Here is a 25,478-nt window from a genome sequence, read left to right on the forward strand (position 1 = left end):
GGCCCTGAGGATAATCGTTTGAACGATCACCAACCGGGCAGCGCAGTACCGGCAGTCAATTTCGACAAGCTGGTGCAACGACTGGATGAGTCAATCCAGGTTTTGGAGGAAAGCCGGCCATTTGCCAAGGCCGGCAAGCTTCCGCGCGTGTTCGACATTGCCCGACGGGTCCTGCAGCAACCGGAGGGATGCCGGGTCATAGAGGAGCGCGCCGAGCGGCTTGAGCTCGCCGGCGTGTATATCGGCACTGATTGGGCCGATCCCGGCATTCTTCTGCCCGCTCTCACCACCCACTCCCTGCAGAGCAAGAACGCAGACACGGTGGTAATCGAAGCCTTCAGTGAGCTCCGCCTTCTGGCGGTGGCTCGCGGATTCTACCTGCATCCGTCGGTTTCGGCGGAGCAGGCTCATCACTACCTGACCCAGGTGCTTGCCATTAATCTCGGCCTGCTGTTCGGCATGACCGGCGAGGCGGAGCGTGAGCAGGGCAGGTTAGCCAACATCAGCCAGGCCGTGGTTCAGTATATCGCTGAACACATTGGCTACGAACACGTCATCGACAGCCTCATCGAGGAAATCTGGCGGATACTTCAGCAGCGGCCGATTCAGGTCACCGACGTGCGTCGGATGATTACCCAGATTGCCCTTTGCCGCGCCGATCCCCAAGCGGACCTCGGTGGTGCCGGCCGTGGCGCCGACCGTCTGATTTCCAGCCTGTACGGGCCCACCCGAGCCTGCAGTGAGGATCCCGGGGCCGTGGTCTACGAACAGCGTCTGGAGTCCATGGACGCCCAGGCTCTGCAGAACGAAGCCACTGGTTTCGCCCGCTCCATGCACGACACGGGGCTGGTGTCGCCCTATCACGCCTGTTTTGTTCGGTTTATCCTGGAGGATCAGGACGCGCTCCTGAGCGAAGCTCTGGGGTTGTCGAGCACCGGGCGCGATTGCCTGCTGTGTTATCGCGAGCTGGTCTGTACCCTGATTCAGGAAGGCGTGTATCCCGAAACTGCCCAGGGCATTTATGGCCTGGCGCTGATGCTGGAGCGGGGCATCCTCTACCAGCCGCCGGTCGCGCCGGCTCTCTGGCGCCAGGCGCGCCTGTCCCTGAGTCCGTGCGCCCGTGAACGCCTGCAACTGGCCTATGGATACCAGCCTCAACCCGGAGCCTGGTTGATTCAGGGTGTGCTCAGTATGCTGGGGCAGCCACTTGGCGTGGGGCAGGGCAACAACCCCACATGCCAGTCTGCCCGGGCCCTGTCCATGTGGGCCTACAACGATCCGGACTACCTCCTGCAGATGGTAGCCTGGGCGGCCCGTGACAACGAAATCATCATGCATTTTGAGGGTAAGCCGGTGTCGTCGGCCCGCAGCGTGGGCGGTGTGGCTTCGGAAGTGACCCTTGACCTCGACCCGGTGTCGCTGGTGGTCGTGCCTCACCTGGACCGCATTTACGCCGAAATGGGCCGGCTTGTAGCCGGTCGGAAGGGCGACCCGCACCAGTGGGTGAACCCGGAATTTCACGGCTGGTCTGCCGGTCGTGGCTTTGCCATCAACGTGGACGTTGCCACCGGAAAGCTCGACGATCTGGAGGGCTTTATCCGCCATTTCTATGCCAGTTACCACCCGTACTATAACGGCAACCAGCCGCTGATCCATCCCCAGCCTGCGGGCGTGGCCGTCACTGACAGCGCTGCCCGATTTATCGGCTGGCACGCGATTACGGTGCTGCGGGTGGCGCTGGATCCCGAGGGCGAGATGCGGGTGTACTTCTTCAACCCCAACAACGACAGTGGCCAGAACTGGGGTGACGACGTGCGTGTAAGTACTTCCGGCAACGGTGAGCGGTTTGGCGAATCCTCGCTTCCGTTTGAGCAGTTCACGTCCCGACTGTACATTTTCCATTTCGATCCGCTTGAACGCGGCGAACCTGCCGATGTCGGCGAGGATGAGCTGAAACGCGTGGTTGATGGTGTATACCGGAGTTGGGGTGAAGGCCGTGTGCCAGCCGAAGCCCTGCAGGCAGAACCGCCGGTCTCCAGCTGACGGCGGACCAGCCTGATCTGTTCGCCGATTTTCCCCTTCTTTGACATCCGATGCCCTGACTCAACGTAAAGCTCGTCAGGGAGAGGAGTCATGGCTGAAGAATGCTATGCTCGGACACACATCCAGCTGCACAGGGGACAATCATGGCAAGTGAACTACCCGCCAGGGCCCAGACCGGGGCCGAGCTGTTCGTCAAAGCCCTCGAGAATGAAGGGGTGAGGTACATCTTCGCCGTGCCGGGCGAAGAGAATCTGGATCTGTTGGAGGCCCTGCGCACGTCCAGCATCCAGCTGGTGCTGAATCGACACGAACAGGCCGCCGGTTTTATGGCCGCGACCTATGGCCGCTTGACCGGGCGGGTGGGGGTATGCCTGTCAACATTGGGGCCGGGCGCGACCAATCTGGTGACCGCAGCCGCCTACGCCCAGCTTGGCGGTATGCCAATGATGATGATTTCCGGGCAGAAGCCGATTAAATCCTCAAAGCAGGGGCTGTTCCAGATTCTGGATGTGGTCGACCTGATGCGTCCCCTCACCAAATACACGCGTCAGATCAGTAACGCCAACACGATTCCCGCGAAGGTGCGTGAAGCCTTCCGTCTGGCGTCCGAGGAACGTCCCGGTGCCGTGCACCTGGAGCTGCCGGAAGACATAGCGTCTGAGCACCCGGAACCGGATACTCATATCTTTGAACCCAGTGATGCGCGGCGCCCGTCCGCCAGTGAGAAAAGCCTGGAGATGGCGTGCGACATGCTACGCAAGGCCCGGCATCCGCTGATCATGATCGGTGCGGGTGCGAACCGAAAACGCGTGTCCCAGGCCCTGATCCATCTGGTCAACGTCACCGGTATTCCTTTTTTCACCACCCAGATGGGCAAGGGCGTGGTTGACGAACGTCACCCAAGGTATCTGGGCAATGCAGCCCTGTCGGCAGGAGATTTTGTCCACTGCGCCATCGACCACGCCGACCTGGTTATCAATGTGGGTCACGACGTGGTCGAGAAACCTCCGTTTTTCATGAAGGCCGGCGGCAAGCAGGTCATCCATGTGAATTTCAGTGGTGCCGACGTCGATCCGGTTTACTTCCCTCAACACGAGGTGGTGGGGGACATAGCCAACAGCGTGGAGTACATGGCGGAGCACTGCGGCCATTGCGCCAGCCACGATTTCTCCTGGTTCATGGACGTCAAGGCAGCAGTGGACCGGCATCTGAAGGACCGGTCGGACGACGACCGTTTCCCGGTGATTCCCCAGCGCATCGTCAGCGATGTACGCCGGGTGATGCCGGAGGACGGCATCATTGCCCTGGACAACGGCATGTACAAACTCTGGTTTGCCCGCAATTACCCGGCCTACGACAACAACACCGTGCTGCTGGACAATGCCCTTGCTTCCATGGGGGCAGGCCTGCCCAGCGCCATGATGTCAGCGATGCTGTACCCGCATCTGAAAGTGATGGCGGTGTGCGGTGATGGCGGGTTCATGATGAACAGTCAGGAAATGGAAACTGCCGTGCGCCTGAACCTCAACTTGGTGGTGCTGGTCATCGACGACAGCGCCTATGGCATGATCAAGTGGAAACAGAGGCAGGAGGGCTTCGAAGACTTCGGGCTGGACTACCGGAATCCGGATTTCGTGAAGTACGCTGAGTCCTATGGCGCGACCGGCCACCGGATAGCGCGTACCGAAGACCTGCGTCCAACCCTGGAGCGGGCGCTGGCCGAAGGCGGGGTTCATCTGGTGGACATCCCGGTGGATTACAGCGAAAACCGCCGGGTGTTCGATGAAGAGCTGGCGGACCTGACCTGCCGGCTCTAGGCGGTGTATGATGCCTACCCCGATTTTGAAATAGAGGAACCCCTGGCATGATCCGTTCGCAGTTGCGAGGCCTCGCCGCCGCATTAATGCTCGCGCTCCTGGCGGGCTGTAGTAATCCTGAAACGCCCCAGGAAGTCGCCGAGGCTTTCTGGCAGTCGGTCGTCGAGAACGACGCCGATGACGTTGCCGAATTCTCGACGCTGGCCGATGCCGCGCAATTCGACGGGTTTGGAATGGATTGGCAGGGGGTTTCCATTGGCTGGGGCAGGGTGGTCATCGATGGTTCCAGCGCAACCGTGGAAACACGCTTTCTCAGCGCCGGTGATGGCGAGGAAGCGGGTCGCAAAGTCCTGACGTTTCTCGAGCGCAGGGACGACGAATGGCGAGTCGACTATGAGCGCACGCACCGGGTGGTCACCGAACGCTCAATGTTCGACGGCGTTATTGGAACGCTTAATGACCTGAGGGACCGCCTGAGCGATAGCATTAACAGGTCGTCGGACAGCATGGGTGACCGTCTGGACGAGATGGCCAGGGAGCTGGAAGCGCTGTCGGCGGAAGCGGAAAAACGCTCACGGGAAGCGCTTGAGGAGTACGGTGAAAAACTCCAGAAGCACATTGAGGAACTGACGGAGTCCATCGAAGAGGCATTGAAGGACAGGCCTGATGCCAGCCCCCGGGACCGTGAGCTGCTGGAGGCTTCCCGGCAGGACCTGAGTACGCAGGGTGAGCGTCTGGATGAACCGGACCTTCGGGCTTTCGCAGAGAGCAGTCGGGCGGTTACCCAGACCCGGTTCCGGCTGGCAGAAGTAGATCAGGCGCGTTTCGAGGACTATCAGGATGACTGGCAGGAATGGATCGAGGAGATCGAAGAGGATCTCTCCGACCTGATGGAAGAGATGACTGCCGGGCAGGGTTAACGGCCCGGCAGTCATTCCTGGGCCACGCCATCAGAAGAACAGCGTAAAGCCGGAAGACAGCTCGATGTTGTGGGTCAGCTGTGACTCGCGAATGAGATCGCTGGTGAACATGTGATCCCGGAAATCCACGTGAACGGTCAGCCAGTCCAGCAAGACCACCCGGAACCCGGTGCCCAGAGTGGTGGTGAAATTGCTCTCACCGCCAAACTCGGTATTGCCGACACCGCCGACCACGTAGAAGGCGGAGTTGAAGGTCAGCGAGTCACTGAAAAACACTTCGCCCGGAAAAATGTTATAGCCGACAAGGAAGTCGTAGTAGCTGTAGTCCCGATCGGAATCGCTCAGTAGCCTTACGTTATCGCCACTGAGTTCCTCGAACGACGTCAGACCCGCCTCGGTAAACCCGTAATTAAACTGCAGGAAGAAGTCCTCGGTGGCATGGAATGCCGCACTGACACCCAGCAACGGTTCGCTGCTGAAGTTGTCGATCGTCATCATGCCGGCAAAGGCGCCAATCTCGAAAAACTCCGCATCGATATCCGCCTCCTCGATACTGCGGGGTTTGACCTCAGGTGAGATCACCTGCACCGGCGCCGGTTTTTCACTGTCCCCCGTTTCCTGTGCAGTCGCCCATTGTGGAATGGCCAGCGAGCACGCCAGTAGCAGTGCCTTGCCGGTCCCGTAGTCAGAGATTCCTGACCTCAGAAGAAGGTGTTCAGACCGATTTTCCATTCACTTAAACCTGTGCTGTCTGAATTGGAGGAAACCGAATACACGCGGTACTCGGCACGAACAAGAAAATTGCGACCGATGTAATAACTCAGGCCGCCGCCGACGTTGAACGCGTCCGCATCGCCAAGGTCGCTCAACAGAACCTTCTGGCGGGCGTCGAACGAAAAGCGGGAAACCCCGGCCAGGGCATAGGGGGTCAGGTCCCAGCGGTGGAAAGGCTCGATGATCAGGTTGGCGCTGTAATAGTCACTGGTGACCGAGCGGTTGTAGATCTTGCCCGCCTCCAGTTCCGCGCCCAGCCAGGTGAGGGGCCGGTAACCGACCGCCAGGCTGAAGCTGGTGGACTGTTCAAACAGGCCGGTGGTGAAGCCCACGCGCCAGCTGGAGGCCAGGTATTCGCCATGCCCCACCTCGGGCAGGTCGGCCGGAAGCCCGGTCGGCAGCAGGGTGCGCCCGAGCTGGGCGGCCTTGGTCCACCCTTCCTCGCCAGAGGCAGAGCGTACCTTGTACCAGTTGGTCTTGCGCTTCAGCAATTCAACCTGTTCCCCTTTCTCGATCACATGGAACACCGGATAACCCCGGCCCGGTGCCGTGTGCAGTTCAATAAACGGATCCACCACCTCAAGCACGGCGCTTTCATCGTCAAAGGCCGTCTGTGCGTCGGCATCTGCCATCGGCACGGTCAACAAAAGCAGTGACAGGAAAACGTTCCGGCAGAGATTACCGGGGAACGGAGACGGCAAGCTTGTGATGGTGTCTGTGATCGCGTTCATAAGTTCGATGCCGATGCCCAACAAGTTTGTTAAATAATGTGAACTAATGTAAAGAACTGTTTTTATTGAAAAAAAATGGATATGTGATGGAACTCTGACGAGCGTTCGGGCGTTCAGCAATAGTCCATGCGTCGTTTCGCGAAGGGAATCACAGAAACTTAATCGAAAGGCAAATGATTAAGTTTTATTTGGAAAACCTGTGCTAGCTTATTTAACGGAATTTAACGAATGAAGCATGTCCCAAGAAAACTGACCGTCCGGTCAACCAAGAGCCACCAAAAAAGAGCTTCCCGGACAGAGTCGGTCAACTCAAAAGTCAGTCCCCTGATTGTTCACGGTGAATTGTCAGCGCCAAGCCGGCGATCTGGCACAGGAGCAGGATGGTGACGTCTCAAAAACCGTGGTCTGGTAACGGACCGGCAACAACGAAATCAGTCTGGGCGCGGGTCGGGCTTCTCTCCCTGATGCTTTCTGCGGGTAGCCACGCTGTGGCAAGCGAAGACACGGCTCCGCAGAATCAGGACAGTGCTGGAGTCGGTGCACCCGCGGCTGCGCTCGACCAGATCATTGAAACGCCGATGTCGGTTCGCAAAAGTCGCGAGCGGGCGCAGCGTGCAGTCAATGAATTGTCCCGCGACATCCAGGACCTCAAACAGTCCGTGGTGGTCCTGAACAAGGATCTCCGGGTGCTGGAGGAAGACCTGCTGTTCCCGGCGAACACCCGTTTTCACGTGTTCCTGTCGTTGAACGTGGGGGAGTTCTTCCACCTCGAAGGGGTTGAGTTGCGGCTGGATAACGAAACCATTGCCTCCTACCTGTACAGCGAAGAGGAGCGCGTGGCGCTGGCCAAGGGCGGCATGCATCGCCTGCATCTGGGTAACGTCAGTGCCGGCGAGCATACCCTGTCGGCCTTCTTTATCGGGCAGGGGCCCAATGGCCGGGAATACAAGCGTGGCAGCAGCCTTCGCTTCACCAAGGCGCAGGGACCCAAGTATGTCGAGCTGAGCATTGCCGACTCCGAAGCGCGGCAACAGCCTGAATTTACCGTTCGGGAGTGGTAAGCCATGATGCTCGCGCGCGCTGCCCATCGAACGCTCAGAGGCGCCCTGGCCGGGCTGGCCCTGGGGACTCTGTGTCTGCCAGCCGGCGCCGCTCGGCCGATGTCCGAGGTTCACGATCTTAAATACGGTGCGATCCTGTTCGAGTTTTACCAGCAGAATTATTTTGAAGCGCTGGTGGAGTATGCCTGGGCCGAGGATAAGGGGGGTGTGCAGAACCACGGCACCTACCCGGAGCTGTTGAAGGGCGGTATCAGCCTGTCCTACGGCCTGGATACCCAGGCCGAGGATATCTTTACCCGCGTTGCCCAGGCCAACCTGACCGAGGAAGTGCGTAACCGGGCCTGGTTCTACCTGGGCAAGATGCAGTACCTGCGGGGCGACACCAGCGTTGCCGCCCGCAATCTGAGCAATATCCAGGGCCCACTGCCGGAAGCGGTGGATGCCGAGTACCGTTACCTGGCCGCTCTGGTGAACGTTAAGCTGGGCTACTTCTCCGCCGGTGAGGCCGTTGCCGACAGTATTGACGATGACAGCCCGTTTGCTCCGTATTTCTACTTCAACCTGGCCATCGCCTATGGCGCCCAGGAGAATTCCGGCCGCGCGATCGCGGCGCTGGAAAAGGTCATTGATCTGGACGACGGCAGTGAGGAGCTTCGCCGTCTGGCCGACCGCGCCCGTATGGCGCTTTCCTTCCTCTACGCCGGCCGGGACGATCAGGCCAATGCGGCACTGCAGCTGTCCCGGATCAGCAGTACCGGCGCCTATTCCAATCGCGGCCTTCTGGGCGCCAGCTGGATGGCCATTAACGAAGGCGCTTTCCGCGATGCCCTCGGCCCGCTGGATGTGCTGACCACTCGCTCCATTGCGCTGCCGGAAGTCCAGGAAGCGATTCTTCTTCAGCCCCATGTCTATGAGCAGATGGGGCTGAACGGTCGGGCGGCCCAAGGCTTTATCGACGCTGATCACAAGTTCCGGGACGCCCTGGACTGGCTCCAGAAGGCCAGGCAGTCACTGGAGCACGCGGATGTGATGGAGCTGTTTGTCCAGAACCTTGATCAGGTCCTGGGGGAAAGCGACTGGTTCGGTGCTGCGCCGTCGGTCTCCGTCAACCATCTCTCGCCGTTCCTGGTCGAGTTGATGTCGGATCACAGCTTCCAGTCCGTGCTCAAGGATCTGAGAGACCTCTATGCGATTCGCAACAACCTCGAAAACTGGCAGGCGCGACGGGACGATTTCGACGTCATTCTGGCCGCCCGCGCCGGCAGCATTGACGGTGAAAGCCATCGCCAGGGCCTGTCCCGGCTTGCTCGCCAGGTGAGCGAGAGTCGCCAACGCTATCAGGCGTTGGCCGGCCGGATGGACAGCCTCGCGCCGGATGCGCAGGAACGTCTGAAGTGGCAGCTCGAGGACCTCGCCTTTGATATTACCCGGAGCGAGAACATGCTCGAGGCGCTCAGCGGTGCCCACACCATTTCCGGGGGAGGTCAGTTCAGTCAGGCGGTGGTCCGGATGATGGCGCAGGTCGATGACCAGATGGTGCGCACGGAAGGTCTGATCACTCGTCTTGAAGACGTCATGCGCACCCTGGTGGCGACCGAACTGGATATTCACGAACAGCGCCTGCAGCAGTACCAGGTCGAGGCTCAGCTGGCGAAGGTCCGGATCCTGGACCGTTCGCTGAAGGATCTGGAAGTCATCGAAGAGGACGGACAGTCGCCGGAGTCCGCTGCGGCCCCCGCAGAACAGGCGGAAGGAGGCGATCATGCGATCTAGGATTCTGCTGCTGACCCTGTTTATTGGCGGCTGCGCCAACTTCGATGGCGGCCCCACCATTGGCCGGATTCAGGAAAACCATCAGCCGTTGGCGGATATTCCCCTGCCGCGGGTGATGCATGAAGACGTTCGCCGCGAGTACCGGGAACTGCTGAAAACCATTGAGGACCGGAAGCTCAAGGAACAGATCGAGCGCCGTATTGCCAGTGTTTACATGCTGGAAGGAGACTACAACCAGTTGCGTGGTGTGCTGCCGGGCGACAACGGCTATTTCCCCGACGCCATCGATGCCTACCAGGAACTGCTGCAGAAGTACCCGGATTCCGAGGAGAACGCCGAGGCCATGTATCAGCTCGCCAAGGCCTACGACCTGGATGGTCGGGACCAGGACGCGCGAACCGTACTGAAGCAGTTCATCCAGGACCATCCGCACTCCGGGCGACTGGCCGAGGTCTATTTCCGCAAGGGCGATATCCATTTCCGGCATGAGGAGTACGAGCAGGCGGAACAGGCGTACAAGGCGGTAATCGCCCTGGGCGGGGATTCGGCCTTCCTGAACAACTCCTATTACCTGTTGGGCTGGTCCCAGTACAAGCTGTCGGATTATGACAACAGCCTGATGGCCTTCTCCCAGGTTCTGGACCGGCTGGTACCGGAAGACGGCAAGGTCGAGAAGCTGGATAACGTCAACCGCTCCCTGGTCGATGACACCTTGCGTATCATGAGTGTCGGCCTGGCCTACGCCGGCGGCGCCTCGAAAATCGACAGCATGTTCGCCAATCGGCCGGAGAGCGCCAAGTACACCTGGATTCTCTATTCCAGCCTCGGCAAGCATTACCTTGAGAAGGAACGGTACGAGGATTCGGCCTCATCCTTCCGGGCCTTCGTCATGCAGAACCCGGACTCCGACCGCGCGCCGGAAATGCACGCTGACATGATCCGCGCCTATGTGGATGGCGAATTTTCCCAGCAGGTGCTGCCGGAAAAAGAAAGCTACGTTCGCAACTACGGTATCCGGTCTGAATTCTGGAAAACCAAGTCCGCGGACATCAAGGCCAAGGTTATTTCCAACCTCAAGACTTACATCGACGAGCTGGCGCGGCATTACCACGCCACCGGTCAGCGCCTGAAGCGTGAGCTGGCGGAGGGCTCCGTGGCCGCTGCCGCCAAGGTAGCCAGTGTCTCGGAACAGCGCACCAGTTTCCTGAAGGCGGCCGAGTTCTACGGCGAATACGAGCAGACCTTCCCGAACGATCCCCGTATCCCGGAAATGGTGTACATGCGCGCCGAAGCAGCCTTCGACGGTGGCGATTACCCGACTGCCATCACCCATTACGAGCGCAGCGCCTACGAATTCAAACATCCGAAGTATGGTCCGGACGCCGGCTATGCCGCGATCATTGCCTACCAGAAAGAACTGGAACGCCTGATCGATGCCGGTGGCAAGGGGTCGGAGAAGGTCACCGCCTGGCGCAGCAAGGGCGTCGACAGCCAGCTGCGGTTTGTCCAGGCCTACCGGGATGACGAGCGTTCCGGTTCGGTACTCGCCAAGACCTCCGAGGAACTGTTCGCCCTGGGTCGCTATGAACGCGCCCTGGAAGTGGCCACCAGCATTGTCAGCCGCGAAGGGGATGTCGACCGGGAGTTGAACCGCACGGCCTGGGGTGTCATCGCCCACAGCCAGTATGAGCTGGGCCGGTTCCCGGAAGCCGAAGCCGGTTATCGCAGCCAGCTGCGCTACATCGATGGCAGCGACCCGCAGTTCGCCGAAGTCACCGAGCGCATGGCCGTCACCATCTACAAGCAGGGTGAGCTTGCTCTCGAGGCGGATGACCTGGCCGGTGCCGTGGATCAGTTCCTGCGCATCAAGGTGGTGGCGCCAAGAACCGACGTGCGGGTGATCGCTCAGTTTGACGCCGCCACCCACCTGATGACCCTGGAAAACTGGGACCCGGCCCTGGCGGAAATGAACGAGCTGCGCCGGCTCTTCCCCAACCACAAGCTGGCCGCGGACCTGCCCCAGAAGATTGCCTGGGCCTACGAGCAGGACGAGCAGTGGCTGAAGGCCGCACGCGAGTATGAAGACATATACCGCAGCAACGCCAAGGCCGACGTGCGCCGGGATGCGCTGTTCCTGTCCGCCGAGCTGTATGAAAAGGCGGGCGAGGACCAGCAGGCGCTCACGTACTTCAAGAAGTGGGCCTTCGATTACGAAGAACCCTTCGACACCCGCATGGAAGCGCGCTACCACGTGGCCTACCTGTACAAGCGGATGGATGACCTGAACCGCCATCTTTACTGGTTGCGCCGGGTGATCGACGGCCACAACAAGGCTCCGGCCAACTGGCAGAGTGACCGGTCGGCGTGGCTGGCGGCCTGGGCCAACAACGAATACGGCGACTACTGGCGCATCGAGTTTGACCGGGTCCGGCTCCGTCATCCTCTGAACAAGAGCATTCCCCGCAAGAACGAGAAGCTCAAGAACGCCCTGGACCGGTACCAGAAAGCGGTTGGCTACGAGATGGCCGGGCAGACCACCCGGGCCACGTTCAATATTGCCGATCTCTACGGCCAGTTCGCCCGCGAGCTGATGGACGCCCCGCGACCGAGTGGCCTCAGCCAGCTTGAAGCCATGCAATACGAACTGGTGCTCGAAGAACAGGCGATTCCGTTCGAAGACCTCGCGATTGAGGTACACCAGGCCAACATCGAACGGTCCTGGGGCGGCATGTTCAACCCCTGGATCGCAAAGAGCTTCGACGCAATGGCGAAGCTGAACCCGGCTCGATTCGACAAACAGGAAGTACAGGTGGCGTATGGCGATGGTATCCGTTAAGCCCTGGCGCGCGGGCGCATTCATGACCGCGGTTCTGCTCTCCGGTTGCGCCGGACTGGGCACTGTCGGTGGTGTGGATAACGCCCCGGAAGCCCCGGCCAAAAAAGTGGTGGAGAGCAAGCCGGCGAAGCCGAAGGACGATGCGGCCAGCCAGCGCTACCTGCCCAAACAGGCGTACGATGCGCAGGGCAAGAAGGTGGCGTACGTGCCGGCCCCGAACCCCTATACCAGTGCCTCGGCCCCGGTGCCGCCCGAGGCCGTCACCCGGTTCCGTACCGCAAACGGCCTGATGGCCGACGAACAATACCGGGATGCCCGAAAGGCGTTCGAAGCCATTACCCGGGACTATCCGGATCTGTCCGGGCCCTGGCTCAAGCTGGGTGAACTGGCGGAAATCGGTGAGCGCATGGAGCGGGCGGAGAAATCCTACCGGAAGGCGCTGGCGGTCAATCCGGAGAATGTAAACGCCTACCTCGCCCTGGCCATGTTCCAGCGGCGCAGTGGCGATTTTGAAGCCGCCCGCGACACCTATGTTTCAGCGCTGGAACTCTGGAAGGACTTTCCCGAGGCCCACCTGAACCTGGCGATCCTGTACGACCTGTACATGAACCAGCCGGCGTTGGCTCAGCCGCATTTCGAGGCCTACGACTTCCTGACGAACGGCGACAACCCGCAGGTGGCCGACTGGCTGATCGAGATCCGGCGCCGCACCGGCATCGAGACCAGCTTTATCGACAATCCGCCGCCGAAGAAGCCGGAGGAGACCGTTTCCGCGGAGCCCATGGCGGCGGAGAAGAGCCCGGAAGCCGAAAACACTGAAGAGAAAGGCTAGGAGATCGCCATGCTGAAAACCAGAGCGCACCTCGCCGTTATCGCCGCCCTCGCGTCACTGACCCTGGCGCCAGGCGCCTCGGGGCAGGACAAGATTGACCTGGAAAGCACCTTCGTCGGTGACAAGGAGCAGCCCTCGGTCAGTTACTTCATTCCCTGGAAACCACCGGAAGGGCCCGATCAGCTTTACCGGTCAATCACCTCTGTGTCCGGCAAGGTGTTTGAAGTGGTGGACCGGGATATTCACTCAAGAACCATGCAGTTCTACGACGAACTTTCTCTGGAAGCGCCCGCGGGCACGTCCGAGTAAAGCAACAACCAAAACCGATCTATTCGATTAGCGACGTGTGGAGTACCCATCATGAACTTTTACTCAAGCATTGTTTCATTCTTCCAGGAAGGCGGCGCCTTCATGTTCCCGATTGCGCTGGTGCTGATGGTCGGCCTGGCTATTGCCGTTGAGCGCTGGCTGTTCCTGAAGCGTGCCTTCCATTCCAACAAGCACGCCTACGGTGAGCTGCTGCCTCTGATGAATGAAAACAAGTTCGACGAGGCCGAGAAAGTGGCCCAGGACAACGGCTCTGCCATTGGTCGTCTGGTCGCCGTGGCGCTGGACACCATGCGCGCTTCGCCGCGTCGTGACGACATCCACGCCGCCATGCAGGAAGGTGTGATGGAAAGCATTCCACGCCTGTCCAAGCGCACCAACTACCTGTCCATTCTGGCCAACGTCTCCACCCTGCTGGGCCTGCTGGGCACCATCATCGGTCTGATCGCGGCGTTTACCGCAGTGGCCAACGCCGACCCGGCGGACAAGGCCACCCTGCTGTCGCAGTCCATCTCTGTTGCCATGAACACCACCGCATTCGGTCTGATCGCGGCGATCCCGTTGCTGCTGATCCATTCCCTGCTCCAGAACAAGACGCTGGAAATCGTCGAGAGCATCGAGATGGCCGGTGTTAAGGCCCTGAATACCATCGTTCGCAGCAACCGTCGGTCTGTTAATACGCGTGAATCCGACGCCTGATCGCAGCAGGTAATTCGTTATGTTTGTAAAACGCAGAGAACCTGAAGAAGCAGACATTGATATCACCGCGTTCATGAATCTCATGATCGTTCTGGTGCCGGTGCTGCTGATGAGCATGGTGTTCAACCACATCTCAATTCTCGAGCTCAACCTGCCCGATCTGACCGGTTCCCAGACCGCCAGTGCCGAGGAAAACCGGCAGCTTGAGGTGGTGGTGCGGGAGTCCGCGATCGAGGTCTACTACCCCAGCGGCAACCTGGTGAAGACCATTGACCGGGTCGAGGCCACGGACGATGGCAAGGAGGCGCATCACGATTTCCGCGCCCTGTCAGATGTCCTGCAGGAGATCAAGCGCCGGCTGGCGGCGAAGAACATCGCCAAGAAAGATGCCCTGTTGCTGTCGGAGCCGGGGGTGACCTATCAGTCGCTGGTCTCGACCATGGATACGCTGCGCTCGGCCAAGACCGTTGTGGTTGCCGAAGCCGTGGATGTGGAGCTGTTCCCGGACATCTCCCTGGGTGATGCACCGACGAAGAAAGGAGGGAAGTCATGAATGAAAAACTGACTTCCTTCGGCCTCCAGGGCAGCGCCAAGGCATTCATGAAGCCGGCCAAGCTGAACCTGGTGTCCCTGATGGACATCTTCACCATTCTGGTCTTCTTCCTGCTGCTCAACTCCGGCAGCAATGAAATCCTCAAGGTCAACGATGTTGTCCTTCCGGATTCCACTGCGGAAGAGCGCCCCAAGGAGACCACCGTGGTGACCATCACCGAGGAGGACATCCTCGTGGACGGCCGCCCCGTTGCCACCATCAACGAAGTGATCACGTCCAATGGCCTGATTGACGGGCTGATGGAGGAGCTTCGGTTCCAGGCCACCAAGCGCACGGAGCTGACCGAGCGCGAGAAAACCCTGGGACGGGCGGTAACCATTCTGGGTGACCAGGAAATTCCCTACGAACTCCTGAAGCGGGTGATGTTGACCTGTGCCAAGGCGGATTATCGGGATCTTTCCATGGCCGTTTCCCGCGTTTCCAGCAACAGCGGCGCCTAACGGAGGGAATCGATGACTGCAATGACAACAACACCCTACGAATTCGCTCTGCCCTGGGACGCCAGTGGTGACGAAGACAGCCGCTTCAAACGCATTCTGAAACGACTGTTGCTGTTGCTGCTGTTGCTGGCCGTGGTCTTTCCCTGGCTGCCACTGCCGGAAATCGAGCGGGAGGAAAAGGAGCGGGTGCCACCCAGCCTGGCCAAGGTTCTGATCGAACAGCGCAAAATAGCACCGCCGCCACCCCCGCCGGAGCCGGTCAAACAGGAAGAGAAGACTGAAACGGTCGAGAAGAAAGCCGCTCCGGAACCGGCGCCGGCCAAGGAAGTGAAGAAGGCCCGGGAAAAGGTCTCCAAGATGGGTGTGGCTGCCTTTTCCAAGGAGCTGTCTTCACTGCGCAGTTCTCTGGACGTGGCGAAGCTCCAGGCCCGGAACACCAACGTGAAAACCGGTGCTGCGGCCAAGGCCGCCCGCTCGGTACTGGGCGCGACCTCCGCGACCAAGACCAGTGGCGGCGTGAACAGTTCGGTGATGAACGATTCCGGCAGCGGAACACAGCTGGCGGCGCACTCGTCCACTTCGGTTGATAGCCCGATTGGCAGTGGCACCGGAGGTGGCGGCAGTGGCAGCAGCGGCGGCGGTTCCCATCGCTCAAGCGTTGACGGTGGTCGTGACATGGAATCCATCCGCCGGGTTTTCGAACAGCACAAGGGCGCTATCTACGCCTTGTATAACCGGGCGCTGCGAAGCGATCCGGGGCTCAAGGGCAAGTTTGTGTTCCATATCGTGATCGAGCCGGATGGCAGCATCTCCAGCATCAATCTGGTGGACAGTCAGCTGGAGGATCAGAAGCTGGAACTCAAGCTTCTGGCCCGGATTCAGATGATTTCCTTCGGACCGGAGGATGTCGCAGCCACACCGGTCAATTACAAGTTCGATTTTATGCCTGGTTAAAGGTCAAGGGGCTCCGGCCATTCCCGGTCGGAGTCTGATTGTCCTCGGATGTTCAGGCAGGGGAGTAGGATCATGCATACATTTCAAAGGAAGGCCCGCGGCCTCATGCTGGCTGGTCTGGCCGCAGTCGGGCTGAGCGGTTGCTTTGAGGGGGAACTGAGCGAAAACGATCAGAACATCCTCTCTGACCAGCCCTTTGCTTACGTGGTCCGGGATTATCCGGATATGGGGGATACGTCGTCACTCAATATTCGACCGCCCCTGGATCCACGTGCGCCCTATGCGTTCAGGCCGGGGGCGAAGCTGATGGTGCGTGATCGAATAGCCCTGAGTTCCAGCGAACGCAGCATCCTTGATGACTACTTCGGTAGTACCGGATACGACGTCAAGGATCTGGACGTCTCGCCGGACGGCGAACGCATGGTCTTTGCGGCTCATGGTCCTGCGGGCAATGGCTCCCACAACACCTGGAACATCTACGAATACACCTTCGCGACCGGCAAGATTCGCCGTGTCCTGGCGGAGGACGATCTGGCCAACGCCGGTGAGGACACCAACCCGACCTACACCAACGAAGGCAAGATTATCTTCTCGTCGTCGCGGCAGCATGGTCGCGGTGACTGGCGACTGCTGGATCTGCGCGAGTATCTGGAAGACTTCAATGAGCCGGCATCGCTCCTGCATTCGGTGAACCCGGACGGAACCGAGCTTGCCCAGATTACCTTCGGCCAGTTCCACGACATCGAGCCGAGCACCATGAACGACGGCCAGGTCGTCTTCATTCGCTTTGGCCGCCTTTATGAAACGCTCCAGGACTGCACCCTGGAAAACATTGATAACCCCAACTTCAACCAGCAGCCCCATGGCGGTGGGTACGGTCAGGGTAACGGCAGCAAATTCCCGTCCGGCCTCGAAGAACCCAAGGAATGGACCGTTGAAGACAAGTGCGGCGCCTCGTTGGCCGGCCAGGTGGAAGGCGAGCGCGTGTTCGTCGAGGACGTGCTCAGCATGTACCGCATCACGCCCAGTGGCGGCAACGTACACCGCTACTTCGGCAGCCTCAGTGAGGAATTCTCCGACGCCTCCTTCATCCACTACATGGATCCGATCCCGCTCGATGATGGCAACCTGTTGACCATCATGCGCCACGTCTACAACCCGGTTTACGGTGGCGATGTGGTCATGGTCAACAGCCAGAACTTCTTCGCCGTGGGCAAGCCCGTGGACGAGAGCGTCATTGGTGAGGCGGAAGAATCCATGACGCCGGGGCTGGTGAACTTCTACCCCAACCAGGTGTCGCCCGCGGGCTGGTACAGCGCCGTTGCTCCCTATGGCGACGGGTCCGGCCGACTGCTGGCCAGTTGGGCCCAGTGCCTGACCTCGGAGGCGGAAATCACGGGGGTTTGTGAAGGCTCCTCGACTGTCGACAATCTGAGCGATCCCCAGTACGGCATCTGGATGGTGGACCCGCAGCAGAATACGCGGCTGCCCGTCGTTCAGGGCCACAAGCGTGCGCTCTATACCGATATCGTCATCGCCGATGCCAACGAGCTGGCCCAGCCCTACACCGGCGATCAGCACACCCTGAACCTGGAAGAAAACACCGCCCTGTTCCACATTCGCAGCGTCTACGACATGGACGGGGCCGACATGGCGGAATTGTACGACGGCGGTATTGAAACCCGTCGCGATCCCTCGCTTACGCGCCCGGACGACCGGTCTGAACGGTTTATCCGCGTGCTGGGCAAGCGCGACATCCCGCCGGAGCTTGAGCAGGCCATCCTGACCGATCCAGTTCTCAACCCCGCTGATGGACCGCAGCCTCCGCTGGGCCTGACGCCGCTGGTGGGCTCCGGTAACCGGGCGCTCTACGATGTACTGTCCTACGCGATGGTGGAGCCGGACGGTTCCGCGATGGTGAAAGTACCGGCCGAAACCAGCTTTACGTTCGAGGTGGTGAACAAATACGGCAAACGGGTCGATTTGATTGCCGCTGAGGATTACAACTACAACTACCTGACCCAGCACCCGCAGTCGCTGCTGCTGGAGGATGGGCAGTTGCTGAAGTGTTACGGCTGCCACGATCCGGAAGTGGACATTCCCCACGCCCGCACGGACATCGAGCTTGCCTCGGCCAACCCCGGCGCACCGGGCGATGCCATGCCATTCCCGAACGCGAATCCCACGATCATTGCCTCGAACTGGAAAGACACCATGGCCGAGGCCCTGCTGAACTCGCTGGGTCAGTTGACCACTACCTGGGCGGACACCGTTCGCTACGAGGACTACTGGAGCAATCCGCCGGACGATTCCCTGGCCTTCGAGATTCCCTACGCCGACCTGAACACGCCTGCGCCGGTTACCGACGTGTCCTGCCTGACCAACTGGACCAGCGACTGCAAGGCCACCATCAATTATAAGGAACATATCCAGCCGATCTGGAACAGCTGTCGGGTCGACCCGAACACCGATTCCGTTACATCGTGTCAGAACTGTCACCGGGCGGCGGAGAACAAATCCTGTGCCGAGGGCGGCGGTGGCGGCGGTGCCAGCACCAACCTGTTGCTGGGCAACGGCAATGCCTCCTGGGATGGCCGCCAGCTTGAATCCTATGTCGAGCTGTTCGAGCCGGATTACTATCTGAAGCAGGAGAACGGCGAGTGGGTTGAAGTGGATCCAACAGTCGATGGTGCCTGCCCTGAAGGGGTTCAGGGTGACCTGACCGTGTTGCCGGACCCGGGGGTCTGCTTTGCACGGCGGTTGATGAGTGCGCGCGGCGCGATCGCCAGCGCCCGCTTCTTCAGCCTGTTCGATGACGACCCCGATGATGACCTGTACCAGGTGGAAACCACGGGGACCGCGGCCATCAGGCAATCCCACATGGGCATGCTCACCGACGCGGAGCTTCGCCTGATTGCCGAGTGGCTCGACAGTGGTGCCCACCTGTACAACGACCCGGAAAAATTTGAGTTCCCGACACCATAAGAAGGATAAGAAACGTGACAGTTGCAGTAAGCCAGAGCGACATCATAGACCTGGACAACTGGGCCGCCCCGAATCTTGAGTTACAACGCCCGGGGTGGGAACTTCCACCCCGGGAGTCGTGGCAGGTAAACAGCAAATTCCGCCAGACCAACGTGCGTGCCAAAACCAGCACACTGTTCAAGCGGTTTAATCAGCACTATTTGTCGATTACCACCCACCGCCGTAAGAAGGAGTTGCCGGAGCAGGTGCTGGACCTGACCTTTGTTGACCCAGCGCCGAGGGAAGTGAAGGACAACCGGTACAAACTCTGGTTCGTGGCGATTTGCCTGCTGACCGTGCCAGCGGCCATCTATTCGTTTCTGCCGGCTGCGCCACTTTGGCTCCTGGCGCCGGCAGTTGTGGCGCTGGGGCTGATGGCGCTGGCCCTGCGCCTGCGCAGGCACTGCTACGAATTTGTGGCGTTAAACAGTGATGTGGTGCTGTTTCGTTTGGATGCCATGGTGTCCGACGAAGCCCGCCTGACCAGCTTTATCGAGGGGGTTCGTGCCGGAATTGCCCGGGGCCAGGCCCAATTACCGCCAGGCAAGCGACGCATTCCCCTGGCGGTAGCGGAAATGCGCCGGTTATCCGAGGAGGGAATGATCTCCAGAGAGGAATACGAAACCATCAAGCAAAACTGGTTCGGGTTCTAGCCGGATTCCCTGGCGCCCCGCAACATAGCCTGCAACAGCTCTTCGGCATCGAACTTGGTCAGCGCCTCATTGGCGCCGACCTGGTTCGCGTAACTCAGGCTCATCTCGCTGTTCAGTGAGGTGTGAAGAATCACGTAGGGCGGTTTCAGGGCCGGGTTGTCTCGTACGTTGAACGTGAGTTCGTAGCCGTCCAGCCCGGGCATCTCAATGTCGCTGACCAGGATGTCGATGGGCCTGCCCAGTTCGTTGTTCTTCAGCAGAATCTGCAGCGCCTCGTCACCGTTGGAGGTGACCTGATAGGAAATGTCCTTGCTGTCCAGAACGTCCGACAACTGTTTGCGGGCCACCTGGGAGTCGTCCACCAGCAGAATGTTCAGGGCCTTCAGGGTTTCGCTCTCAACGTCGGTGAGCGTTACATCCCGGGTCACCAGTGATTCCGGATACACCTTGGCCAGCAACAGCTCGACATCCAGCAACTGGATGATGTCCCCATCCACGTCCAGTAGGCCGGTGATGAACGCCCGGTCCCCCAGTGCCTTGGGGGGCGGCATCACATGCTTCCAGTCCGCTTCGATGATCTCGTGCACACCCCGCACTAGGAAGCCGATCTCCTGACGCTGAATGTCGGTGATGATGATCGACGCTTTCTGCTGCTCCTCCGCAGTGAGCGGAGGATTGCCCACCGCCGCGGCCATATCAATCACCGGCACGGCGGAGCCCCGGAAGGTGGCCGTGCCAATCACCGCAGGGTGGCTGTGGGGCAGCTTGCTCAGCCGCATGAACGGAAGAATTTCGCGAATTTTCAGTGTGCCGATCCCGAACAGGCGGGCACCGGACAGCCGAAACAGCAGGAGTTTCTGGGCCTGTTTCGTTTTGCTGGACATACGGCTGGATCCTTTCAAAAAAAAGCCCCCGGGCTCGGGGGCCTGCTGGCATAACGATTAAGGATAGCCCGGAGAAACGAAAGTAAGCCGACGTGCCTCAGGTGTGTCGCCATAGTAGCAGCCATGTCCTGAAGCAATATTCAACAGCTTTGTTGCAAATGGTGACCGGGCCTTTCAGAGGTTATCGACCGGAACCGGGAAGTCATTAGGCCGGATAGGTCACCCACTGGCCCATAATTGGCTACGCTTTAGGAATCACGATCCCTTCGATGCGATGCCCCTTGGCCTGGCCCGCAAGCGTCGCCAAAACGAATCTGGAGGTCTCTATGAAACCTCGCCAAGGGCGCAACCATTCCCGTTCTGTGCCGCATTTTACAGACCTGCAGGGGGTCTGGCGTTCGCAAGGTTACGGCAAAATACTGGCCATAGAGGGTGATCGGTACACCTTGTTTGAGGAAACGGCCATCAGCTGCCTACCGCTTTACAGGGGCACTCTTGAAGAACTCGGACATCATTACGAGGATCTGGCAGTGTCTCCGGCCGGTCAGGCGTTCAGTGCCCACCGGGTGAGTGGTGTGGCGCGCATTGGCTTTCGCCGCCTGGCCGCCTTACCCGCCCACGCCGATGACACCCCGAAACAGGACCCGGCGGACCCGGAGTACAATTTCGAAATATTTTGGCGGACCTTCGACGAGCAGTACGCGCTGTTTGAACTGAAAGGCGTGGCGTGGGACCAGGCATACCACACCTATCGCCGGCAAATTCATTCCGGCAGCTCACGGGAAACGCTGTTTGCCACCATGGCTGCCATGCTGAGGCCGCTTAAGGACGGACATATCCGATTGCACACGCCCTCGGGCCATTACAATGCCGGCGCCCACCCCGCACTTTATCAGCGGCTGACACGGGAACTGGAAGACGCCAGTGATGACCGCGAACTCACCAGCTACCTGGGTGATCTGAAAGAATGGCTCCACGGCCTCATCCATGAGGATTATCTCGTCAACGGAGTTAATCACGGCGGCAACCGCTTGGTGGAGTGGGGCCGCCTCAGTGATGGTATCGGCTATCTGAATATCCGTGCCATGGCTGGCCAGAGTGGTAAGACCGGCGAACCCGCAGCTGATCTGAATGCTATTGACGGCGTGATGAAGGCGGTACTCGCCGATGTCGGCGAACTCCCCAATCTGGTTGTCGATCTCCGCAATAACGGCGGGGGCTACGATGGCGTTGCCCTGCGGTTTGCCGCCTACCTGATGGATCGAAAACGGCTCGCTTTCACCAAGTCAGCCCGCCATGGCAACGGTTTTACCGGCAAACAGGCCATCTATGTTAACCCTGCCTCGGAAACCTACAGTGGCAACCTGTTTGTGCTGACCAGCGAGCTGACGGCCAGTGCCGCGGAAATCTTCGTACTCTCTTTGCTTCAGCACCCCCGCCTCACCCTGATTGGTGAGCCTACTCACGGCATCCTTTCTGACACCCTGGAGCGCCATTTGCCAAACGGCTGGCACCTGACCTTATCCAACGAAATCTACCGGGCCTCCGATGGCCAGGTTTACGAAGACGTGGGAATTCCTCCCCATATCCGTCTGCACTACCTTGGCCGAAAGGGGCGCGAGGAGGGCAGGGATCCGATGCTGGAGAGGGTGTTGAAGCTGGTCGGGGGGTGATGGTTGCGGTTTGCATGCTGACTTTATGGGGGCGTAAACGGAAAAGGCCCTGAAATCAGGGGCTTTTCTATGGGTGTTTGGTGGAGACGGCGGGAATTGAACCCGATGTTTCAGGGTTTCAAAGCAACACAGAAAACCACAATTACCTTTGGAACAGCTACTTATAAAAATCCATTCCCACTGATAACCACACATCAGCACAACCCCGTTGACACTTTGTTGACACCTGACAGAAGCGGATGGCGGAACGGGAGAACTGTAGGCTGCTATCTATTTACCCATAAGAAGTTGCTGAGATTCAGGTCAGTATAGATGAGCTCACACTGCTATTCGACAGTATCGACCAAGGGAGTAGTTGAACAAACTTTGTTTAGCGTTATCAGTTTTCAAAGGCGCGGAGTTCGAGGGGAAAATTTGTGGAGTCGTCGGTGTTCCTTTTACCTACTTCCTTTATTATTGATCGACGTGACGGTACGCTCTCGGTTCAAAGCTGGATTAAAGCTTAGTGAATTTCTCTTGGCACCCCCTCGGGAGCTTTTGGCGTGGCTAATTTGCCTTGCTCTCTCGATTTATCCTCCCAGTTCGGAGACCAAATGATCCGAGAGTATTCAAAATAGTCTAAGTTAGGAAAACCGTATCGTGCACCGAACGCAAAAAACTCAGCTCGTTCCTTATATCCAGGGGTTGAGAGGGGTTGCCATAATCGCCGTTGTTTTAGCTCATGCCGGATTTGAGTTTTTTGAGGCGGGCTTTATTGGTGTCGACATTTTCTTTGTCCTATCCGGCTACTTGATAACTGGTCTTCTGGTCAGGGAAATAGACAAAACAGGATCTATAGATTTTCTCGGATTTTACGCGAGAAGGCTGAAGCGTTTATTTCCTGCGCTAGCCCTCATGATTTTAGTCGTCAGTGCATTCCTTTTGACTTTCATGAGCCCTTTGTATCAAGCCGAGCAGCATGGTGCCGCCCTCAGCGCTATTGCCTGGGTCAGCAATCTATACTTCGCGTTTTCTTCAAGTAATTATTTTTCACCGAATCAAGAAGAAAATGTCTTCCTTCACACCTGGTCACTGGGCGTGGAGGAACAGTTTTATTTGTTTTGGCCTTTTTGGGTTATGTTCGCTATTGGCGGATTCTGGGCGGGGAAGGAGGGTAATAGAAGCAAGAGACGCCTATTTATCGTTTTGGTACTGACAGCTATTTTTGGGTTTTGCTTCTCCGCTGTTGTCACTTTTCTTCATCCAGAATGGGGTTTTTACCTTCCTATTTCTCGTGTGTGGCAGTTTGCGGCGGGCGGTGTGGCCTTCGTTGGAGTCGCCAATGGGCAGCGGTATTTCCCGCACGAAATGAGAGCTCAAAAACGATTACTCCTTAGTAGCGTGGCGTGGTGTGGTTTCTTTCTACTAATCTGCAGCTTCGGAGTAATCGATCAGAGTAAAACTTATCCAGGTTGGTGGGCGTTGTTCCCAACTCTTGGATCGGCCTTTCTTCTTTTCTCATTGGCACTCTTAAAGAGTCATCCTATTGATTGCTGGTTGCGATATCGCCCCGTCCAATTTGTGGGAGACATTTCTTATTCTCTCTATCTCTGGCACTGGCCTGTTCTTGTTATCGGTAAACTGATTTTTCCTGGTGGGGGTGCCGCTTACCTTTTAGCATTATTGCTTTTGGCAGGGTTGTTAGCCTTAGCCTCACATTTTCTGGTGGAAAACCCTATTAGATACCATGAGCGCTTGTCTTCCAAAAATCGCGAGGTGCTAGCCGGCAGTACTGTATTCCTTCTGGCCTTTTTGACGCTTGGAGGAGTGTGGGGAGTTGTGATTTCTGAGTGGCGCGACTCCGGAACCATAGTTGAATTCGAAAAGTCGCTTGGCGATTTACCCAAAATTTATGCGATGGAGTGCGATCCCCCGGTTCAATCAGATGAAGTTGAAGTTTGCAGTTTCGGAACTCAGCAAGCTGAAAAAACGGCTGTTTTGTTGGGAGATAGTGTTGCCGCTCAATGGTTTCCAACGTTTGAATCAATCTTCACCGACGCTGGCTGGCGTTTCCTTGTCATTACTAAATCCGCCTGTCCGATGGTTGATCAGAACCATGTTTATTATCGAATAAAACGTGAGTATACCGAGTGTGCATCTTGGAGGCGTAAGGCATTGAAATATTTGAAGGGGGTGTCACCGGATCTTGTGTTGACTTCCTCTAGCCGAACTTACCCTTTTAGTAAAGATGACTGGAGAGATGCTGGCGGGCGAATCCAACAAGAACTGTCGGAAACTTCTACAAATCTAGTGGTAATTGCTCCCACCCCGCTATTAGGGTCGTCTGGTCCACGCTGTTTGGCTCGCTACTCTGCTTTGTCAGAGGCTTTTGCCAATGATTGTTCGGTCTCACTGTCTTCCCAAAACCCAATTGATGAAGTGCTCAAGGACTCAATTGAAGACATCCCCAATGCCTATTTCATGGATTTCAATTCGGTGATCTGCCCGAACGGTCTATGCAAGCCCCTTCAAGGAACAAACATCGTCTACAGGGATCACTTACACCTGACAGCCTCATACGCCCGTTTTTTGCAGACAGAGGCGCGTCAATTCTTATCCTCACTGGCAATTGAAGGGTTGAGTGATGTCATTCGAACTCAGTGAAGCCAATTATTCAAGGTGCGGATATTGAACCCGATGCCGCAGCGCTTCAACGCAACACTGAAAACCACAGTTCCTGAAAATCCAGAGAGTTCCGTTAATTGAGGCCCACATAGAACCGCACAACAACACAGCGCCGTGGACAATTTAGCAAACTACAGCACAGCGCGATCTCGCTGCGACGATTTGGATGTCACCAGTAAGCTTCCGACCGGTGTTTCAATAGAGCGAACGCTTGGTCCGTTACATCTGTGGACATTGTGTGGACTGGTCCTTGTCTGATCAGGATGTATAAACAAAAAAAAAGCCCCTGAAATCAGGGGCTTTTTTCTGGGTAGTTGGTGGAGACGGCGGGAATTGAACCCGCGTCCGCCAGTACTCAACCTTGAGGATCTACATGCTTAGCGTCCTTCTATTGATTTAACTTCAAGCGACCCGAAGGTCAGGGTGCAAGAAGCGATCTCTTTAAATCTTAGCCGTTAGTCAGTGAGCTCTGGCTAACGGAGCATCCCGTAAGCGATGACGTCCTGAGATGTTGCTCTGGGCTACGGGCGACCCAGTCAGGACGACTAGCAGCTTACGCTGCTAGTGCGTAGTTTTCGTCGTTTGCGACTATTGCGTTGCAGCTTTGGATTAACGAGATTCGCTGCCATCTCGACATGCACTCAAGGGTTCGCCACCAGCGTCGAAGCCATGTCGTCCCCTTATGCTCAGTATATGTGTCCGGTTTGCCGGACTTCAAGGCTTGTTTCTGTTTTACGGCCAATCAGGCCTGCTACTTGTA

19 protein-coding genes and 1 other RNA gene are annotated in these 25,478 nt (G+C 58.2%); 16 read left to right on the forward strand and 4 right to left on the reverse strand.

Features of this window, described 5'->3' with window-relative positions:
- Positions 1–18: 18 nt before the first annotated feature.
- The 3 genes from QQF73_RS02815 (at position 19) to QQF73_RS02825 (ending at position 4,780) form a co-directional block, all read left to right on the forward strand.
- Complete coding sequence (locus QQF73_RS02815; RefSeq protein ID WP_219866947.1) at positions 19–2,043, forward strand: hypothetical protein; 2,025 nt, start codon at positions 19–21, stop codon at positions 2,041–2,043.
- 143 nt (positions 2,044–2,186) lie between these two features.
- Positions 2,187–3,860 (forward strand): acetolactate synthase large subunit, encoded by a 1,674-nt coding sequence (locus tag QQF73_RS02820; protein ID WP_219866946.1) that lies wholly within the window; start codon positions 2,187–2,189, stop codon positions 3,858–3,860.
- 47 nt (positions 3,861–3,907) lie between these two features.
- The gene (locus QQF73_RS02825; RefSeq protein ID WP_285367169.1) at positions 3,908–4,780 is read left to right on the forward strand and encodes a hypothetical protein; all 873 of its coding nucleotides are present in this window, start codon (positions 3,908–3,910) and stop codon (positions 4,778–4,780) included.
- Between the two features lie 30 nt (positions 4,781–4,810).
- Here the strand turns inward: QQF73_RS02825 and QQF73_RS02830 are convergent, their stop codons facing one another.
- Together QQF73_RS02830 and QQF73_RS02835 are read right to left on the reverse strand one after the other, a co-directional pair.
- Complete coding sequence (locus QQF73_RS02830) at positions 4,811–5,512, reverse strand: outer membrane beta-barrel domain-containing protein (RefSeq protein WP_285367170.1); 702 nt, start codon at positions 5,510–5,512, stop codon at positions 4,811–4,813.
- A complete protein-coding gene (locus QQF73_RS02835) occupies positions 5,482–6,285 on the reverse strand; it encodes an SH3 domain-containing protein (RefSeq protein WP_219866944.1) in 804 nt (267 codons plus the stop codon). The genes QQF73_RS02830 and QQF73_RS02835 overlap by 31 nt, the downstream gene beginning before the upstream one ends.
- A gap of 488 nt (positions 6,286–6,773) precedes the next feature.
- Between QQF73_RS02835 and QQF73_RS02840 the strand changes: the two genes are divergently transcribed.
- The 11 genes from QQF73_RS02840 to QQF73_RS02890 all read left to right on the forward strand — a co-directional run bounded on the left by QQF73_RS02840 (position 6,774) and on the right by QQF73_RS02890 (position 19,497).
- Positions 6,774–7,346 (forward strand): AraC family transcriptional regulator, encoded by a 573-nt coding sequence (locus tag QQF73_RS02840; RefSeq protein WP_285367171.1) that lies wholly within the window; start codon positions 6,774–6,776, stop codon positions 7,344–7,346.
- Positions 7,347–7,349: 3 nt separating this feature from the next.
- Entirely contained in the window at positions 7,350–9,119 is a 1,770-nt protein-coding gene (locus tag QQF73_RS02845) for a tetratricopeptide repeat protein (RefSeq protein WP_219866942.1), read from the forward strand.
- The gene (locus tag QQF73_RS02850) at positions 9,109–11,955 is read left to right on the forward strand and encodes a tetratricopeptide repeat protein (RefSeq protein ID WP_285367172.1); all 2,847 of its coding nucleotides are present in this window, start codon (positions 9,109–9,111) and stop codon (positions 11,953–11,955) included. The genes QQF73_RS02845 and QQF73_RS02850 overlap by 11 nt, the downstream gene beginning before the upstream one ends.
- Entirely contained in the window at positions 11,936–12,787 is an 852-nt protein-coding gene (locus QQF73_RS02855; RefSeq protein ID WP_285367173.1) for a tetratricopeptide repeat protein, read from the forward strand. The genes QQF73_RS02850 and QQF73_RS02855 overlap by 20 nt, the downstream gene beginning before the upstream one ends.
- A gap of 9 nt (positions 12,788–12,796) precedes the next feature.
- Positions 12,797–13,096 carry a hypothetical protein gene (locus tag QQF73_RS02860; RefSeq protein WP_219475177.1) on the forward strand — a complete coding sequence of 100 codons (300 nt, stop codon included), beginning with the start codon at positions 12,797–12,799 and terminating at the stop codon, positions 13,094–13,096.
- Between the two features lie 51 nt (positions 13,097–13,147).
- Positions 13,148–13,813, forward strand: a complete 666-nt coding sequence (locus tag QQF73_RS02865) for a MotA/TolQ/ExbB proton channel family protein (protein ID WP_219475174.1) — start codon at positions 13,148–13,150, stop codon at positions 13,811–13,813.
- A 19-nt stretch (positions 13,814–13,832) separates the two neighbouring features.
- Entirely contained in the window at positions 13,833–14,366 is a 534-nt protein-coding gene (locus tag QQF73_RS02870; protein ID WP_219866939.1) for an ExbD/TolR family protein, read from the forward strand.
- Positions 14,363–14,866 (forward strand): ExbD/TolR family protein, encoded by a 504-nt coding sequence (locus tag QQF73_RS02875; RefSeq protein ID WP_219866938.1) that lies wholly within the window; start codon positions 14,363–14,365, stop codon positions 14,864–14,866. Before QQF73_RS02870 ends, QQF73_RS02875 begins: the two co-directional genes overlap by 4 nt.
- Before the next feature lie 12 nt (positions 14,867–14,878).
- Positions 14,879–15,820, forward strand: a complete 942-nt coding sequence (locus QQF73_RS02880; RefSeq protein WP_219866937.1) for an AgmX/PglI C-terminal domain-containing protein — start codon at positions 14,879–14,881, stop codon at positions 15,818–15,820.
- Between the two features lie 72 nt (positions 15,821–15,892).
- A complete protein-coding gene (locus QQF73_RS02885; protein WP_285367176.1) occupies positions 15,893–18,805 on the forward strand; it encodes a hypothetical protein in 2,913 nt (970 codons plus the stop codon).
- Positions 18,806–18,819: 14 nt separating this feature from the next.
- Positions 18,820–19,497, forward strand: a complete 678-nt coding sequence (locus tag QQF73_RS02890) for a hypothetical protein (RefSeq protein WP_219866935.1) — start codon at positions 18,820–18,822, stop codon at positions 19,495–19,497.
- On the opposite strand, the gene QQF73_RS02895 is transcribed toward QQF73_RS02890, so the two are convergent.
- Positions 19,494–20,381, reverse strand: a complete 888-nt coding sequence (locus QQF73_RS02895; protein WP_219866934.1) for a chemotaxis protein — start codon at positions 20,379–20,381, stop codon at positions 19,494–19,496. The two genes, QQF73_RS02890 and QQF73_RS02895, sit on opposite strands and share 4 nt — an antisense overlap.
- A gap of 326 nt (positions 20,382–20,707) precedes the next feature.
- Between QQF73_RS02895 and QQF73_RS02900 the strand changes: the two genes are divergently transcribed.
- Positions 20,708–22,054 (forward strand): S41 family peptidase, encoded by a 1,347-nt coding sequence (locus QQF73_RS02900; protein WP_219866933.1) that lies wholly within the window; start codon positions 20,708–20,710, stop codon positions 22,052–22,054.
- A gap of 639 nt (positions 22,055–22,693) precedes the next feature.
- A complete protein-coding gene (locus QQF73_RS02905) occupies positions 22,694–24,697 on the forward strand; it encodes an acyltransferase family protein (RefSeq protein WP_285367177.1) in 2,004 nt (667 codons plus the stop codon).
- 336 nt (positions 24,698–25,033) lie between these two features.
- Here the strand turns inward: QQF73_RS02905 and ssrA are convergent.
- Positions 25,034–25,398: a transfer-messenger RNA gene (ssrA, locus tag QQF73_RS02910) on the reverse strand.
- Positions 25,399–25,478: the final 80 nt, after the last annotated feature.

It is taken from the genome of Marinobacter albus, from assembly GCF_030238305.1.
GTDB classification, from domain to species: domain Bacteria; phylum Pseudomonadota; class Gammaproteobacteria; order Pseudomonadales; family Oleiphilaceae; genus Marinobacter; species Marinobacter albus.